Source organism: Wolbachia endosymbiont (group A) of Anomoia purmunda, from assembly GCF_947251545.1.
Lineage (GTDB): Bacteria > Pseudomonadota > Alphaproteobacteria > Rickettsiales > Anaplasmataceae > Wolbachia.
Genome location: NZ_OX366362.1, coordinates 173,070 through 189,242 on the forward strand (window position 1 = coordinate 173,070; position 16,173 = coordinate 189,242).

Here is a 16,173-nt window from a genome sequence, read left to right on the forward strand (position 1 = left end):
TTTACATAAAAAAATAATCAATGAACTTGGGAACAAGAAGATTGCTGCCAAGCTATGAACTATGCCTTTCCGTGTAATCTTTAAATGCACCTCTGTTAGAGTCAAAATATAGCTTCACACTGCCAATTGGCCCATTTCTCTGCTTTGCAATAACGAGCTCTGCAATGTTTCTAATTTTTTCCATTTTCTCTTGCCATTCTCGATGTTTATTGCTTCCTTCATTTGGTTGTTTTCTTAGTTCATAATACTCTTCTCTATAGAGAAACATTACTATATCTGCGTCTTGCTCTATGCTCCCTGAATCGCGTAAATCAGAAAGTTGTGGTTTTTTATCATCCCTCTGCTCAACAGAACGAGAGAGCTGAGATAGTGCAACAATGGGAATATTTAGCTCCTTTGCAATTGCTTTCAAACCCTGCGTTACTTCCGAGATTTCTTGCACTCTATTTTCATTACTCCTTTTTGTTGTTCCTCTGATTAGCTGCAAATAATCAATGAATACCACTTCTACATTATATAATTGATACAGCAAGCGTATTCTGGTGCGAAGGGCACTAATTGATAGCGCAGGGGTGTCATCTATGATGAAAGGCAGTTCAGATAATTCTGTACTAGTATTGATAAATTCATGCAATTCAAAATCACTAATTCTCCCGGTTAATGCCTTATAATAACTAATCCCTGAATCTATAGTGATCAGCCTTGCAGTTAATTGCTCTGCTGACATTTCAAGCGAGAAAAACGCTACATAGTGTTGCTTATCTGCTCTTTTTTGCAACATCTTACAAGCATTAAGTGCGATGTTTAGCGCCAATGCTGTTTTACCCATAGAAGGCCTTGCAGCTAAAATTAATAAATCAGATTTTTGTAGACCACCAAGAAGCTGATTTAGATCTTGAAGTCCGGTTGTAACGCCCAGCGCTTCTGGATTATTTTTCAGTGTGCTGATCTTCTCAACTACATCTTTAATTGAACTTGCAAGTTTTATATATGTTTTCTCACCTTGTTTTTTTACTGCCAAATTGAACAATTTTGTCATTGCTTGTTCAATTTGCGCCTGTGCAGGATTTTCAATATCGTAGTTGTAGCTATCACCAACTATTTCTTGCCCGAGCTTAATTAAACATCTCCTTAAGTAAGTATCACGGATTATTCTAGTCAAACTATAGATATCAAGCGCAATACTTGCCTTCGCTGCAAGCTTTGCTAAGTACTCTACCCCACCACATTCGGTAAATGCTTTGTCGTGCTCAAAAAACATCTTGAGGCTCAGTTCATTGGCAATTATGCCATGTTTCCTGGTTTTGGATATTTGCGTAAAAATACTTTGATGTAATGGATCATAGAAATTCTCCGCTGTGATTGTGTCTTCAACTGCATCACAGATTCTATTATCACGGATCATTGCACCAATAAGCATCTGTTCAGCTTCTAAATTATGCGGTAATTTACATATTTCCTTGTCTACACTTCTTGAACTGAGAAGATCAGCTAATTCATTCATTTTAAGTTTTGAGAGTAACTGTTGATTATTGTAGAATATTTAGTCCTCATTTGAAAGATGTAAAGGCAAAAAAATTTGACTAATTCCGTGTTGCCTATAGCATTAAAACTTAATGCCCCTGTGGTGGAATGGTAGACACGGCAGACTCAAAATCTGTTGCTTGCAAAAGCATGCTGGTTCAAGTCCGGCCAGGGGCACGTTAAATATTGGAAAGTGTATATATGTTGCATAAATTTTTTGATCGTTTATTTTCTATTTTTTCTTTTATAAATATTATTCAAAAGGTAAAGAAAGATGAAAATGGGATATGTTATGTAACGGGCCTCAGGCGCTATATATCAGTATTGCTTGATTTAATTATTATCGCTTTGTTCTTGCAGTTTTGCAGCCAAGCCTTAAATCAGCTCTTTACAAACTCAGAGGATAGCAAAATATTAAGTCAAATTGATGCAAAATCCCCAATGCAAGCGCCACTGTCTATAGAAGAAAAGACAACGCAGAGTAGACTTGGTAAACTGTGGATCCTAAATCAAATAGTCCAATTCATTATGCTCTTTTGCTATGTAGCATACATGTGGGTAAGGTTTGCTGCCACACCTGGAAAACTATTACTTGGGCTTAGAGTTGTGGATGCACAAACTTTCGAAAAGATGACCCTAAAACAAGCAACAAAGAGATTTTTTTCCTTTATATTGTCAGTTGCACCATTATTCTTGGGCTTTTTATGGTCAAATTTCAACAAACGCTGTCAAACTTGGCACGATAAGATCGCAGGCACAGTGGTTGTCACGAGTAAAAGCCTTAGAAGGCAGAGCTAAAAACTACTTGACACCCTTCGCCAGCCCCCTTATCATGATACTGAAGCTATTTATTTATCTTCGCAATCTGAAGATTAAAACGACAAAGGGAACTTTGTATTTGGCGTAAATCATGCTTAATTTTTTGCACTATGTGCACCTCATGTCTTTATAAAACTTCTGGGTTTCTACCTATACAAGCCGAAACGCGCTGTTTAGGACAGTAAAAGACGTCAAATAGACAAGGGAGAATTTGAATACTAGCTACCCTAGGGTTTCTTTGCCTTTTTTTCCGCTCAGTAAATTTCTTAACGTTTATAATTTAGGTTAGTTGCATTTAAAAGCAGCTAAATTGCAGCGTTTAGAATAAAAAACGCCAATATTTTGAAGTACATATAAATAACTAGTTAACCATGGGGCTTCTTTTGCCTTTTTTTTCATTTGGTAAATTTCTTAAATATTTATGGCTAAACGACAATCGTCATCCCGCTACTTGTTAGCGGGATCTATGCTAAGAGATACCGTGACGGTATGACGTAGAGCTTGCGTTAGCTATACTTTTATACTCACCAAACCCAATGCATTACTTGCAATTAAGTTTCCTGGATCCCAGTGTCTGGGCACTGGGATGACAGGAGAAGGAGGCTACTGGGATGACAAGACAAAGAGGCTACTTAGAGGACCCAAAAAGGGTGTCATTCCAGCGCGTGACGCTGGAATCCAGTTCTTATTGTACATTTACTTGGTAGAGTTAAGTTTTCTGGATCCCAGTGTCTGGGCACTGGGATGACAGGAGAAGGAGGCTACTGGGATGACAGGCTAGCCTGACAATCGTCATCCCGCTGCTTGTTAGCGGGATCTATGCCAAGAGATACCGTGACGGTATGACGTAGGATTGCTGTCATCCCGCTGCTTGTTAGCGGCTAAGAGATACCGCGTATGGCTCAACCCTTGTTACTTCCCTTTATTATTCCCATCTACTTCTTGTGCTTTCGCTCCATCTACTTGAGTACTAGGTAATACTGCATATGTAATACCACCAACTACGGCTGCAGATACTGCTGCTATACCAACCATTACCCAAATATCTAATCTCACTGTACATTTAAGTGCAATAAATGCTACCAACCCAGCAGTAGAACTCATACCAACAATAGCAGTGTACCGTGCTCCATTGCCTTGTTTTGGTTGCTCAATTGTTTTGTTTTTAGCTTCTAATTCTTTATTTTTCCTCTCAGCTTCAGTCATTTGAGTTTTTAATTGTGCTATTTCCTTCTCTTTCTCTTTTAACTGCTGATCAAGATCTTGTAGTGTGTCTAGTTCGCCTTGTAATTCTCTTATTGTAACATTTCTATCAACTACTCTCAACGTGCTTCTTTCCAGTTCAATTTTGAGTTTTTCTTTCTCATCCTTCAACTGCTGAACTTCAACATTTAGTTCTTCTATTTTCTTATCTTTTTCTAGCTTTTGCTGTGAGTTCTCAACTTCTTGTGTATTTTGTTGAGCTTTTAATGCTGCTTTTTCCTCCTCAGCTTTCTTATTTGCAGCTTTTAATTCTTTAATTGTTTTATTTGCAACTTCTAATTCTTCGCCTTTCTCCCTTAACTGCTCTTCTAATGCTATTTTTTCCTCCTCAGCTTTCTTATTTGCATCTTCTAGTGCTTTATTTTTTTCTCCTCAGCTTCAGCCAATTGAGTTTCTAGTGCTTTATTTTTTCCCTCCTCAGCTGCCTTTAATTTACTTTCTAATTCTGTTATTTTCTCCTTTTTCTCTTCTAACTGAGCACTAGTATCATTTTGTTGTGCTGCCTTCAACTCCTTAACTTCTTCCACATTGCTAACTGATTGTAATTCTCCATTTGCTTGTGTGTTACCGGCAACTTTATCATCTAGAGTTTTTGGTATTGTATTTTCAGTTTCCAATGCTTTCTCAGCTTCTAATCCTTTGTCTTTCTCCTTTAACTGCTCAACTTCAGCTGGTTGTTGTGTTACAGTTTTCAATTCGTCCTCAACTTCTTTATTTTGTTCGTCCTCATCTTTCCCCAATTCAGTTTGTAAGTCTGTTCTTTTCTCCTTTGACGATTGTATTGCAGGATGTTTAGATAGGTTTTTTACCTTAACCTCCTTTTCCCCATTGTTAAGGCCTAACAGCTCTTTCATTCCTTCTAGTTGACCATAACATTTGCCATTCTGTTCCCCAACTGAATTTATAGACAGAAGAATATCAGAACTCTCTTCTTCTGTTTTTGAGCTATAAAGACCAGTAATATATAGTTGTTTACCATCTAGCGCAAAACCCGCATAAAACTCTCCATCAATTGTAGTACCATCCTGTTCTACGTTTTTATACTTTTCAAATTCTTCATAATCCCCTCCTTTTATAACAAACACTACTTTTTTATTATCATCAACAATCTTTATTGTACCCTTAATCCCTTCAGGCACAGGATCTGATGGTGTGCTATTGCTACTATTTGGCAACCTCTTATCAGAATATTGCAAATCACTATCAGCTAAAGGATTTTGACTATGTGATAACTTTTTTTCTTGACTTCGTAAACTCATTTTCATCTTTTCTTGGCTTTTTGTTTTTTTTGGACCATTAGGCATAACAAACCTCAATATATATAATTAACATTACATAATACCTTTAGAACCTAAGGTCAAGTAATATTTTTATCATAGCATAGAAAATTTATGTTCGTAAACAAAAAATTTTGGCGTAAAATTGCCGTATTTGTTTAATTGTGCTATAGCTAAAGTAATTTAGGTTTACCAACAATCGTCATCCCGCTACTTGTTAGCGGTTAAGAGATACCGTGGCGGTATGACGTAGGGCTGCGCTAGCTATAGTTTAAAGTTTAAAATTGAGGAATATTTATGTTAAAAGAAAAATACGGCTTTAAAGAAATTGAAGACAAATGCAACATATTGTGGGAAGGAAGTAAAGTTTATAAATGGAATGGTGAAAAGGATAACACTTTCACTATAGACACACCTCCGCCGACAATATCGGGTAAATTGCATATTGGCCATATATTTAGCTATTGCCACGCGGACTTTATTGCAAGGTTTCAGCGCATGCTGGGAAAAGATGTGTTTTACCCAATTGGGTTTGATGATAACGGGCTTCCCACTGAAAGATTGGTTGAACAAACCTATAAAACCAGTGCAAAAGAAGTTGGCAGAGAAAAATTTATAGAGATGTGCCATGAGGTTATTGAGAAATCAAAGCAAGAATTCAAGGAACTATTTAAGTCTGTTGGAATTAGTTACGATTGGGGTTTGGAATACCACACGATCAGCAAGGAAACTGTGACGCTTTCACAGATGTCGTTTATTGATCTATATAATAAGGGATATGCATATAGAAAAATGCAGCCCATCCTTTGGGACCCGGTTGATAAAACCGCAATTGCGCAAGCAGAAATAGAAGATAAAGTTTTTGAGTCATCCTTAAATACGATAGTTTTCTCTACTCAAGAAAATGAGCAGATCAATATTGCAACTACGCGGCCTGAATTACTTCCAGCATGTGTTGCAGTTTTTTGTCATCCAGAGGATACGCGCTACACTCATCTGATCGGAAAAACAGCCGTAGTGCCAATAACAGAGGAAAAAGTACTAATTATTGCTGATGATAAGGTCAAAATAGATAAAGGCACTGGGCTTGTTATGTGCTGTACGTTTGGTGATGAACTCGACATATATTGGCAGCAAAAGCATAACCTGCCGATGAAAATTATCATCGATCAGGATGGGAGGATGAACCTTCATGATGTCATTCCAGTGCTTGAAACTGGAATCCAGCCAGTGTCAGCTACTTGGGTGACAGAAGAAGCTGGTAATGATGCTATTCCAGCATGTGGTCAAGAAAAAGAAGAATGGATCCCAGTGTCTGGGCACTGGGATGACACCATAGGTGGCACTGGAATCCAGGAAAAAGAACCAGTTTGGATGACAAACAATATACTAAATGAAATAAATGGACTAAAGGTTAAAGAAGCAAGAAAGAGGATGATCGAAATCCTAACTAAAAAAGGACTTTTGATAGAAAGCACTAACATTTCTCATTCTGTTAAGTGCGCAGAAAGATCTGGTGCACCACTTGAGATATTGCCTACTTATCAATGGTTTATCAAGACCTTAGAGCAAAAAGCTCAAGTATTAGATAAAGTAAAAGAATGCAATTGGCATCCAAGCAATATGCGTAAACGTATGGAAGTGTGGATAGAAGGGCTAAATTGGGACTGGTGCATCTCAAGGCAGCGCTATTTTGGTGTGCCATTTCCAGTGTGGTATTCCAAACGTAAGGGTGAAGAAGGTAAAATTATTCTAGCTGAGATAAAGGCCCTACCTATTGATCCACTCAAAGATTTGCCAAAAGGGTATAGCAAAGAAGAAGTTATCCCAGATCAAGATGTAATGGATACCTGGGCCACAAGTTCAATTACTCCTCAACTGAGTGCACTGGCAGTAAACAGTGAGTTTAGTTTACCAAATCATCGCTATAATACGATATTTCCTGCAGATCTGCGCAGCCAGAGCCATGAGATAATAAGAACTTGGGCTTTTTATACTATTTTAAAGGCACATTATCATGCAAATTCTTTACCTTGGAAAAACATTATGATCAGCGGTTGGTGTTTAGCCGATGATAAGAAAAAGATGAGTAAATCAAAGGGTAACATCATCACTCCTCATGTAATACTTGAAACTTATGGAGCTGATGTAGTGCGCTATTGGGCAGCGAACTCAAGGCTTGGAGTTGATACAGTCTACTCTGAAAGTATATTCAAAATTGGCAACCGCCTCGTTACAAAACTTTGGAACGCTAGCAAGTTCGTTTCCATGTTCATGGAAAAGCATCAAGTGATGAGCATAAATTCTGCTCACGAGACAATGGATAAGTGGATATTGTCTAAGTTATACAAAGTTATAGAAAGAGCAACGAATAACCTATTACAGTTTGAATACTGCGAAGCTTTGAATGCAGTAGAAGAATTTTTTTGGAAGGATTTTTGTGATAACTACTTGGAATTAGTAAAAAAACGCGCGTACGGAAGCAGTGAAGCAACCTTAAGTGCAAAACAAAGCTTGGCGTATGTGTTAAATGTTATTTTGCGGTTATTTGCACCTTTCTTGCCTTACATTACAGAAGAGATATACCACCAGTTGTATAGTTATAGTTCTGTACACAATCAAAGCAATTGGCCGAGCAAAGAAGAACTTATCCACGATAAATATTCAGAGGAAATGGGAGATAATGTTATTCAGATATTAAACATTATCAGAAAGATAAAGGCAGATAATAATGTATCAGTTAAGCATTTGATAAAAAAATTGGTGATAAAAGCAGATCTACGAGAGGACAAATTGAATCAATCCGCACAGAATGATTTGCAAGCAGTTTGCAATGCGGAAACGATAGAGTGGATGCAGTCTGAGCTTGAAACTGAAGACGGGAAATACATAGTGAATATAGACTTATACTGATTTTTATAGCTTTACTTCCTTTGATATCCATGCTATTATAGTCATTATTAGTTGTGAGGGAATAATAATGAGGGGTTTATATAATAAAGCCAATGCACCATATCTTATAGCTGGTGCTCTTGCTACTTTGGTATTGCTTGCGTCTGGGACACTTGCTGTTACCCCTTATGTTAAGTTCTTGTCTTCAGTTGCAGCCTTTAATGTAGCTCTTCCTGTTGCTTTGAGTTTGTCTATACTTTCTGTTTTGGTGCTTGCACTTTCATGTAAAATAATTAGTAATAATAAGAAAATAGAGGTTGAGAAAAATAAATTTGCTGAAAAAGAGCAAGAGTTAGAAAATAAAATAGCTTTAGGAAAAGAAGCTAAAGAAGCTGCAAGCAAAGAAGTGGAGAGATTGAATAATCGATTAAATGAATTAACTCGAGAAAAGCAAGATTTGGAAAGCGAAATTGCAGGGTTAAATGAGGAAATAGAGTGGTTAGAGGACCCACAAGAAGAACTATATGATGAATCAGAAGGAAAAGGGGGAGATGAAAATAAAAATGAGGAGTTAGAAAAAAATGTAACAAAAGAAATAGAGAATCTAAGGGCATACTACGATATGACAAGTAAAAACGTTGATTTACATAAACAAAACAAAAAGCATTCATCTGAAAATTCTAATATTGATAAGGATCTTTTTGATAAATCTTTAAAATCGGAAAAGAAGCACAACGAACATCTTAACAATATGGAAGAAACGCTAAAAAACGTGCAGGAACGAACTTTATTACAAGGAAATGCAGTACCAGAAGCAGCTAATTCACTGGAAATGGTAGAGGATCTGAGTAGTGAACATTTATCAAAATCTGAAGAAATAGGTGAAAATACGTCTGCTAATGAACAATTCTTGAAACCAAAACTACCTTATATATACACTCCAATAAGACCGCCATATAAAGAGCTGAAAGGCGCTTCATGTGATTCTGGATATACCAGTAGATGTTCTACCCCGGCCAATAGCTACTGCACATTTTGAGTACAGTTGTACACTGGATACATAAAACCTTAGCCATTTTTAGCTAGCAGACTGAAAATGGGAAGTTTGTTGTAGGTGCAGCACTATAATTCCTCCACAGATAAGAGAATTTTAATAAATATATACAAGACTGCTGAACGTGGGGGGAGGAGGGTAGTAATGAGCAATTTGCTTAACAAAACTAACACATTTTATTTTGTAGCTAGTTCCTTAGCTACTCTTACGTTACTTACATCTTTAGCGCTTATTGTAACTTCTAATGTGCCTCTTCTTCTAATTCTTGCTTTAGCTACATTATCTGTTTTGGTGCTTGCACTTTCGTATAAAATAATTAGTAATAATAAAAAAATAGAGGTTGAGAGAAATAAATTCGCTCAGAAAGAGCAAGAGTTGGAAAATAAAATAACTCTAGGAAAGGAAGCTGAAAAAGCTGCAAACAAAGAAGTGAAGAATCAATTACATGAATTAACTAGAGAGAAGCAAAATTTAGACAAGAGAGCAAAAAAATTAGATCAAAAAGTAAATGAGTCAGAAGCTGAGAGAGAATCTCTTCTTAAAGAAAAAGAATCTTTGGAGAAAAGATTAGAAGTAGCAAAGAATCGTACGTTTGAAATAGACAATGAATTGGACAAAACAAGAAAGCAAATAGGTAAGCTTAGTGAGCAGGAAGAGAAATTAAAACTTGAAATCTTATATTCGAAGAAACAGTTGGAAGAAAGAAGTGAATTTATTGCAAAGCTGAAGATGAAAATGGATAATAATAAACATTTAGAGCTAGAGAATAAGGAGTTGAATGATAGAATAGAAACGTTACGTGAAGCACAAAAGGCATTACGTGAGAAAAAACATGAACTTAGTGAAAAAATAGAGGCATTGAATAAGGAAAAAAATAGACTTTCTAAAGAAGTAGAGGAATTACGTGAAGAACAAGAAAGGCTGCATGCAAACTTAGATAAGCTACAATGTAAAATTAAAGAGGTCAACAAAGAAAAGAAAAATTTATCTCAAGAATTAAAAAAGAAATTTGAAGAGTTAGATGAAGCAAATGGTTTAATTAAAAATCAATCTTTTGAGTTAGATGGGATAAGAAAAGATTGTAATAATGAAGTAAAAAGTTTAAGAAATTCACTTTTAGAACGAGACAGTCAAATAGAAGATTTTTTGAAAGAGAAAGAAAAACAAGTGAATTTTGCGCAACTGTTGATAAGATGCGTAACAGACAATATAGAAGAACCAATAAGAAATAATGATGGAAAAGCAATATTAGATACGATTCAAATATTAAAGTCTGCGTTACAAGGAGAAATTGCACGGCTTTTGCCAGACGAAACGCCTTCTTCTTCGCTGGAAGATTCTGGGTATGGATCACCTAACAGTCGTCCATCTACCCCGATCAAACCTTTATTCCACTGTGGGCAGAACGCTGTAAACGCAGTCAATTTCGAAATGTAGAACTTGAAAATACAACAATTAGTCTTATTATAAAATAAATCATGCAAGGAGGTATATAATGAACCCAATAATATGCGCACTGGATACACAAGACTTAAATAAGGCCATATCTTTGGCTAATGCTCTGCGTGGTAAAGTTGGCATGGTAAAGTTGGGATTAGAATTTTTCGCTGCTCATGGTCTTTCTGGAGTGCAAGCAGTTGCAAAATGCAATGTACCAATTTTTTTAGACTTGAAGTTGCATGACATTCCAAACACTGTAGCTAAAACAGTTGAAGTAATAAAAGTTCTGAACATTGAAATGTTAACTCTGCACATCAGCGGTGGAACAAAAATGCTTGAAGAAGCGCTAAGTGTAGTGCAAGGCACAGAAATAAAGCTGATTGGAGTGACAGTGCTAACTAGTATGAACAATGAGGATTTAAACGAGCTTGGAGTAGCAAGAGAGATAAAATCACAGGTAATTTTGCTTGCAAAGCTTGCAAAAAAGATTGGACTCCATGGAATAGTCTGTTCTGCATTGGAAGCTCAAGAAGTGCGCCGAGAATGCGGTGAAGACTTGAAAATTATTACTCCAGGAATTCGTATAGATCCAGGTCATGACGACCAAAAAAGAACAGCAACACCAAGAGAAGCAATAAATTCAGGAGCTGATTATATCGTCATTGGCAGACCCATTACAAAAACTGCAAGTAGTGCAGAATTAATACTGAAATCCCTTATCTAATTGAAGTAGATAAAAAAAGTGCTTGACACAAAAAAACAAACGTTATATAATGCTATTATCTTTCATTTTACCTCGCTTAATTTAATTACTGGATTAAGCTTACACTACTAAGCGTGGCACAAAGTGCCACGCTATTTTCCAATTTACATTTTCAACAGATAAAAAACGATGCCATTTCAGTGCCAAGCACATAACTGTACGAATATTGTAGTTTGGACCACCAGTGGGCAGTGCCCAGACACTGGTTCTATGCAACTTAATTAAAAACGTTTGTTTTAGCGTAAGACAACCGCCTTAGCTCATCAGCTCAGTTATAAGCAAAATTCCTAGGTTCCAGCGTCACGCGCTGCCTACTGGTAGAGGTTGCTCTCAAATTGCAATACTGTGGGAAACATCCATAGCTGTACGAACATTGTAATTTGGGCCTACCAGGAGGGCAATGCCTCTTATCCAAGTACCCTCTTCTTGTCATCCCAGTGCTTGACACTGGGATCCAGCTTTTTGGTAATTTTACCGAAAATGTTTGCTCGTTTACAATCAATTTTCCTGGATCCCAGTGTCAAGCACTGGGATGACATCATCCTTTTTTTGGGATTCCAGTGCAACTACTTGCATCTGCCACCTGCAATGTTCGTACAGATGTAGGGAAACATCTATGGATGCCATTCCTATTACCTTATTTCCATTTTTATTTCATTTTCAAAGGAGGCTATTATGTCACTTACCGATATCGCTCACCGTATCAATGAACTCGCTTCATCATGGGAGCAATTTAAATTAATAAATGATCGCAAACTAAAAGAAATTGAAAGCAAAGGGCGTGCTGATTCTGCAACAATTGAGCAGCTATGCAAGGTAAATAATGCCATTGATAGTTGCAAAGAGCGTTTAGACTTGATCTAAACTGCAGCTCAACGTCCAGAAGTAAATACAGATTTTAGCACAAGCGATAAATATTTTTCTGATTATATCCGCAAGGGAATGGAAAGCGGTTTATCACACAAAACCCTCAGTGGAGATGACAGTGATATCGGGGGGTATCTAGTTACTCCGCATATCGTAAAACGCATAAACAAGCGCGTAACTGATTCGTCCCCAATGCGGCAAATATGCTCCAGTCAAAGAATCTCTACTGAAACATTGGATTACATTATAGAAGATTTTGACCGCGCCGGTGCAGGTTGGAGCAGTGAAACAGTAGATGATGAGGACGGTGGCAATAAATCTAAGTATGATTTTGCAAAAGATACGGACACGCCTAAAATCCAAAAGATTTCTATCACGACTTACGAGTTATATGCTCAACCACAAATATCACAAAAGTTACTCGATGATGCGTTTGTCGATGTTGAGAGTTGGCTGGTGGAAAAGATTGCCGAGACTTTTAGTAAGGAAGAAAGCGAAGCTTTCATTAAGGGTGAGGGCACTTTTCAACCCAAAGGAATTTTAGCTTATGAAAATGGAAACAGTTATAATAAAATAGAGCAAGTTAAAACTGAAAAATTGGATAGCGATTCAATAAAGGTGTTGTATTACTCTCTGGACGAATATTATTCCAAAAATGCATCATTTTTGATGAACAGGAGTACGTTAAAGGATGTTATGTTACTAAAATCTAAAGAAACAGGTCAATATCTCTGGCAACCAAGTTTGTCGCTTAAAGCTCCAGATACTTTAATGGGGATACCAGTATATCAATCTGCCGATATGCCACCAGCGCCAAACAATCAGCTACCAGTAATTGCGATGGCAGATTTCAAACAAGCTTATAAGATTGTAGATAACAGAGGAATGAGAATATTAAGAGACCCTTATACGAATAAACCTTATGTTAGATTTTTTGTCACTAAGCGTGTCGGCGGAGAGGTTGTAAACACCAGTGCTATTAAATTGTTGAAAGTTGCGAGCAAGTACTAAAAACTTCCGCAGCATCATCTTTATAGCCGTTTTACTTCTTTTTGTATAGCTCTGCTCCTGTCATTCCAGTCTGGAATCCAGCTTTTGATCGAAAATGTTGTATAGTGCACAATCAATTTTTCTGGATCCCAGTGTCTGGGCACTGGGATGACATCTTTTTTTCTTTATACTTTCTTTCCATAAGAGAAAGATTGACAAATTGAAATTAATGTATGATACTTAAACATTATTTATTTTTTATTAATTATAGGAGTAAAATATGTGGAAAAGTATAAAAAAGTTTTTTAAGTGGATTGCTGATCACACAGGAATTTCATGGGTTGCAAGAAAAATTTCATCAGGTTGGAAATGCTTGTTTGGTGGTAAAGCAAATGCTACTCAACAAAGTACATCACAGCAAGAGAAGTCTTCAGGCAATGAGAGACAGGAACCTTCTCAAGCACAATCAAAAAGTACTACAACACCAAAAACTCTGGATAATGAAGTTAATCCTGATCAACCAGTATCATCAGTAGCGTCGGGTAATAACTCTGTTAGTTCTAGTCAACCAATACTAATAAGTAGCAACACAAACTCTCAAGAACCTGTTGCTAATGAATCTGAAACAGTAGGTAAGATTAAATTTTTGGGCAACCAATTCACCATTTTTTTTAATGAGTCTTTAGAATACAAGAAGGAGGAGATGGTATGAATAAGTATTGCTTGGTTGGAAGCAAGAGAAGATAATAACTTCTCAGAGTGGATAGGTGGCAGGTTGGATGTTTTTCTGAAGCACTTTCTGCCCAGGGAGTAGAAAAAAGACTTCGTGGGGGAGATTAACTGCTCCTGCCACCGAAAATCATCGTGAGGCTCACAAAATGTGATGACCTCGTATAGGAGTTTGGAACAACCGGCAATATTCTACTCTGATATATTGAAATATGCAATTGGAGGAAAAAATATGCGTCACATTGGAGTTGATTTACATACCAATAGTTTTACTGCTTGTTACTTACAAGAAGGGAAACCTGAGCATATTCAAACGTTTCGCTTAAAAGACTTGGATAATTTCACCAAAGATCTTCAAGAAACATATGAAGTAGCCATAGAAGCAACAGGTAACAGCTGTTTCTTTTATGATGCAGTTTCACCTTACGTTAAACGCATAGTAATAATTGCTCCTGGACAGTTTGAAGTTGTTCGTCGCTCTGTGAACAAAACAGATAAGCATGATGCGCGAGCTATTGCTTTCTTTCTAAGCAAAGATATGTTGCCTGAGGCAAGGTGCAAAAACAAACAATGCCAGCAGTTAGCTTCTCTTCTTCAAACGAGAGATCAGTTAGTAAAGTCACGGGTATCTTTAATCAATAAAGTTCATGGTCTTTTTAATTATCATGGAATAAAAATTAAAAAAGAAGTACTTACAACTAAAGTAGGATTTGAGCGTGCTACTCAAAAGCATAATTGGGAGCCTTTAGAAAAAGTTGAAATTGAAGTGATTAGCTATCATTTAGAAGCTATCCGAGAAAGCCTTAAAAAACTTGAAAAGGAAATTATAGCTTTTGCTAAACAACTTCCTGGGTTCAGCAATCTTATCAGCATAAAGGGAATTGGTCCAATTTCTGCAGCTGTCTTTATTGCAACAATTGGAGACATTAATGATTTCCGTAGACCTGAGAAACTTACTGCATATTTTGGAGTTGTACCAAGAGTTTCTCAATCTAATCAGCAATGTACAATTGGAAGAATTACCAAACGAGGGTCAAAAATAGCGCGTACTTCTTTAGTTCAATGTACTTGGATTGCTGTACGTTACAGTCCTTACTTGAAAAGTTTTTATGAACATATAAAAAAGAAGCGTGGTTCTGCTAAAGCTATAACTGCTACTGCTAGGAAATTTCTTATAACTATTTTCTATACTCTTAAAAATGACTGGGTTTTTAAAGATTTCACAAAATTTGAAATTTCTACTGGACAATAATCATAGGAGAAAAACATTTGAAATAATACCCCAAAACATATTGAAGGATCGTATCCCTGTTGTTTTTTCTCGTAACAAGTTAAGTTCTTGTTTTAATAGAGGTATAAAGTGCACTATTATTTCTTCTATGCAAGAGTTTTTGTCAATCCAAAGTAATCCTAAAGTCTTCATGATTGGTGGAGCACAAATAGCGCACCTTTTTTTGGAGTATGATCTAATCTCAGAATTTATCATAACAGAAATTCACAGACTTTATAAAGGTGATGTATATTTCAACTTAACACTTCTTGATGGATGGAATAAAACTATTCTTACCAAAACAAAAGACTATACTATATGCAAGCTAACACATTAATATGCATATTGAAGCAATTTATACCCACCGCATTGAATGTGGAGAAGTATTAGAGCAGGTTCTTGATCGCTATGTTTCAGAGCTGCTAAGAGAGGAGGTTGTTCTTGCTATCACATCAAAAATCATTTCCGTTTGTCAAAAACAAGTGGTTTGCAAAACTGCTTGTTCTAAAGAAGAGCTAATCAAAAGAGAAGCTGATGCAATTGTTGATGTGGCTCATAGTATCTGTTTAACGATTAAGGATAATATCTTAATTCCATCTGCTGGTATTGATGAATCAAATGGTAATGAAATGTATATTTTATACTCAAAGAATGTTCAGAAAACAGCTCTATCAATATGGAACTATCTCAAGACAAAACACTGCATAAAACATCTTGGTATTTTGATTACAGATAGTAACATAACACCTATGCGCCTTGGGGTTACGGGCGTTGCTCTTGGTTGGTGTGGATTTGAACCACTTTATTCCTATATAGGCAAGCCAGATCTTTATAATCAACCACTGCAAGTAACACAAGTCAATCTTCTTGATGCACTGGCAACATCTGCTGTTTTAGTTATGGGAGAAGGGGCAGAGCAAACACCAATGGCAATAATTAGTGGTGCACCAAAGGTTCACTTTCTTACTCATCCGCCAACTACAGAAGAAGAAAAAAGTGTGAAGATATCTATGGAAGAGGACCTTTACTCTCCTCTCCTCATGCGAGCCCGTTGGTTAAAGAGTTAAAGAGAAACTTAAAAATTTGCTATTAGACTTCTTGCATAACCATATAACATTGGGAATAGAAACGAAAAAACTTGCTTGACAAACTCCGCCAGCCCCCCTATCATGAAATTGAAGCTATTGTATTTGCTTTCGCCAATCTGCAGATTAAAAGGTAAGGATTACTTAATGTATCGGCGTCTTATGTTTAATTTTTTGCAGTATATAGATACTGTATGTCT

19 protein-coding genes, 1 tRNA gene and 1 pseudogene are annotated in these 16,173 nt (G+C 36.6%); 13 read left to right on the forward strand and 8 right to left on the reverse strand.

Going from position 1 to position 16,173, the window contains the following annotated elements:
- Positions 1–52: 52 nt before the first annotated feature.
- Positions 53–1,504, reverse strand: coding sequence for a replicative DNA helicase (locus OPR57_RS00845; RefSeq protein ID WP_265036760.1), 1,452 nt, complete (start codon positions 1,502–1,504; stop codon positions 53–55).
- Between the two features lie 114 nt (positions 1,505–1,618).
- On the opposite strand from OPR57_RS00845, the gene OPR57_RS00850 reads away from it, so the two are divergent.
- The 3 genes from OPR57_RS00850 (at position 1,619) to OPR57_RS07975 (ending at position 3,091) form a co-directional block, all read left to right on the forward strand.
- A tRNA-Leu gene (locus OPR57_RS00850) sits at positions 1,619–1,701 on the forward strand.
- 24 nt (positions 1,702–1,725) lie between these two features.
- Entirely contained in the window at positions 1,726–2,322 is a 597-nt protein-coding gene (locus tag OPR57_RS00855) for an RDD family protein (RefSeq protein ID WP_265037634.1), read from the forward strand.
- A 607-nt stretch (positions 2,323–2,929) separates the two neighbouring features.
- On the forward strand, positions 2,930–3,091 hold the full coding sequence (locus OPR57_RS07975) for a hypothetical protein (protein ID WP_410541075.1): 162 nt from the start codon (positions 2,930–2,932) through the stop codon (positions 3,089–3,091).
- A 164-nt stretch (positions 3,092–3,255) separates the two neighbouring features.
- Here the strand turns inward: OPR57_RS07975 and OPR57_RS00865 are convergent, their stop codons facing one another.
- Positions 3,256–3,717 carry an AAA family ATPase gene (locus OPR57_RS00865; protein ID WP_265036762.1) on the reverse strand — a complete coding sequence of 154 codons (462 nt, stop codon included), beginning with the start codon at positions 3,715–3,717 and terminating at the stop codon, positions 3,256–3,258.
- 239 nt (positions 3,718–3,956) lie between these two features.
- Positions 3,957–4,910 carry a hypothetical protein gene (locus OPR57_RS00870; RefSeq protein ID WP_265036764.1) on the reverse strand — a complete coding sequence of 318 codons (954 nt, stop codon included), beginning with the start codon at positions 4,908–4,910 and terminating at the stop codon, positions 3,957–3,959.
- A 270-nt stretch (positions 4,911–5,180) separates the two neighbouring features.
- On the opposite strand from OPR57_RS00870, the gene OPR57_RS00875 reads away from it, so the two are divergent.
- The 4 genes from OPR57_RS00875 (at position 5,181) to pyrF (ending at position 10,993) form a co-directional block, all read left to right on the forward strand.
- The gene (locus OPR57_RS00875; protein ID WP_265036766.1) at positions 5,181–7,796 is read left to right on the forward strand and encodes a valine--tRNA ligase; all 2,616 of its coding nucleotides are present in this window, start codon (positions 5,181–5,183) and stop codon (positions 7,794–7,796) included.
- A gap of 67 nt (positions 7,797–7,863) precedes the next feature.
- Positions 7,864–8,814: a hypothetical protein gene (locus tag OPR57_RS00880; RefSeq protein ID WP_265036768.1), complete on the forward strand. Its 951-nt coding sequence runs from the start codon at positions 7,864–7,866 to the stop codon at positions 8,812–8,814.
- A 159-nt stretch (positions 8,815–8,973) separates the two neighbouring features.
- Complete coding sequence (locus tag OPR57_RS00885; RefSeq protein ID WP_265036771.1) at positions 8,974–10,266, forward strand: coiled-coil domain-containing protein; 1,293 nt, start codon at positions 8,974–8,976, stop codon at positions 10,264–10,266.
- A gap of 58 nt (positions 10,267–10,324) precedes the next feature.
- A complete protein-coding gene (gene pyrF / locus OPR57_RS00890) occupies positions 10,325–10,993 on the forward strand; it encodes an orotidine-5'-phosphate decarboxylase (protein WP_265036773.1) in 669 nt (222 codons plus the stop codon).
- A gap of 99 nt (positions 10,994–11,092) precedes the next feature.
- Here the strand turns inward: pyrF and OPR57_RS00895 are convergent, their stop codons facing one another.
- Genes OPR57_RS00895 through OPR57_RS00910 form a run of 4 tightly spaced genes read right to left on the reverse strand, consistent with a single transcriptional unit; the run spans position 11,093 to position 11,659 of the window.
- On the reverse strand, positions 11,093–11,248 hold the full coding sequence (locus OPR57_RS00895; protein ID WP_265036775.1) for a hypothetical protein: 156 nt from the start codon (positions 11,246–11,248) through the stop codon (positions 11,093–11,095).
- 52 nt (positions 11,249–11,300) lie between these two features.
- On the reverse strand, positions 11,301–11,465 hold the full coding sequence (locus OPR57_RS00900) for a hypothetical protein (RefSeq protein WP_265036777.1): 165 nt from the start codon (positions 11,463–11,465) through the stop codon (positions 11,301–11,303).
- Positions 11,440–11,574, reverse strand: a complete 135-nt coding sequence (locus OPR57_RS07980) for a hypothetical protein (protein WP_265036779.1) — start codon at positions 11,572–11,574, stop codon at positions 11,440–11,442. The genes OPR57_RS00900 and OPR57_RS07980 overlap by 26 nt, the downstream gene beginning before the upstream one ends.
- Positions 11,531–11,659: a hypothetical protein gene (locus OPR57_RS00910; protein ID WP_265036781.1), complete on the reverse strand. Its 129-nt coding sequence runs from the start codon at positions 11,657–11,659 to the stop codon at positions 11,531–11,533. The genes OPR57_RS07980 and OPR57_RS00910 overlap by 44 nt, the downstream gene beginning before the upstream one ends.
- Positions 11,660–11,707: 48 nt before the next feature.
- Here OPR57_RS00910 and OPR57_RS00915 point away from each other — a divergent pair, with 48 nt between their 5' ends.
- Both OPR57_RS00915 and OPR57_RS00920 read left to right on the forward strand, forming a co-directional pair.
- Positions 11,708–11,896 (forward strand): hypothetical protein, encoded by a 189-nt coding sequence (locus tag OPR57_RS00915; protein WP_265036782.1) that lies wholly within the window; start codon positions 11,708–11,710, stop codon positions 11,894–11,896.
- A gap of 78 nt (positions 11,897–11,974) precedes the next feature.
- Positions 11,975–12,910: a phage major capsid protein gene (locus tag OPR57_RS00920; RefSeq protein WP_265036784.1), complete on the forward strand. Its 936-nt coding sequence runs from the start codon at positions 11,975–11,977 to the stop codon at positions 12,908–12,910.
- Between the two features lie 20 nt (positions 12,911–12,930).
- Here OPR57_RS00920 and OPR57_RS00925 read toward each other — a convergent pair whose 3' ends face one another.
- Complete coding sequence (locus OPR57_RS00925) at positions 12,931–13,053, reverse strand: hypothetical protein (protein ID WP_265036787.1); 123 nt, start codon at positions 13,051–13,053, stop codon at positions 12,931–12,933.
- A gap of 116 nt (positions 13,054–13,169) precedes the next feature.
- Between OPR57_RS00925 and OPR57_RS00930 the strand changes: the two genes are divergently transcribed.
- The 4 genes and pseudogenes from OPR57_RS00930 (at position 13,170) to OPR57_RS00945 (ending at position 15,955) form a co-directional block, all read left to right on the forward strand.
- Entirely contained in the window at positions 13,170–13,601 is a 432-nt protein-coding gene (locus OPR57_RS00930; protein WP_265036789.1) for a hypothetical protein, read from the forward strand.
- Positions 13,602–13,850: 249 nt separating this feature from the next.
- Complete coding sequence (locus OPR57_RS00935) at positions 13,851–14,870, forward strand: IS110 family RNA-guided transposase (protein ID WP_265037507.1); 1,020 nt, start codon at positions 13,851–13,853, stop codon at positions 14,868–14,870.
- A gap of 7 nt (positions 14,871–14,877) precedes the next feature.
- A pseudogene (locus OPR57_RS00940) lies at positions 14,878–15,225 on the forward strand (dihydrofolate reductase); the annotation flags it as partial.
- A 1-nt stretch (position 15,226) separates the two neighbouring features.
- Complete coding sequence (locus OPR57_RS00945) at positions 15,227–15,955, forward strand: putative folate metabolism gamma-glutamate ligase (RefSeq protein WP_265036793.1); 729 nt, start codon at positions 15,227–15,229, stop codon at positions 15,953–15,955.
- Positions 15,956–16,173 lie beyond the last annotated feature (218 nt).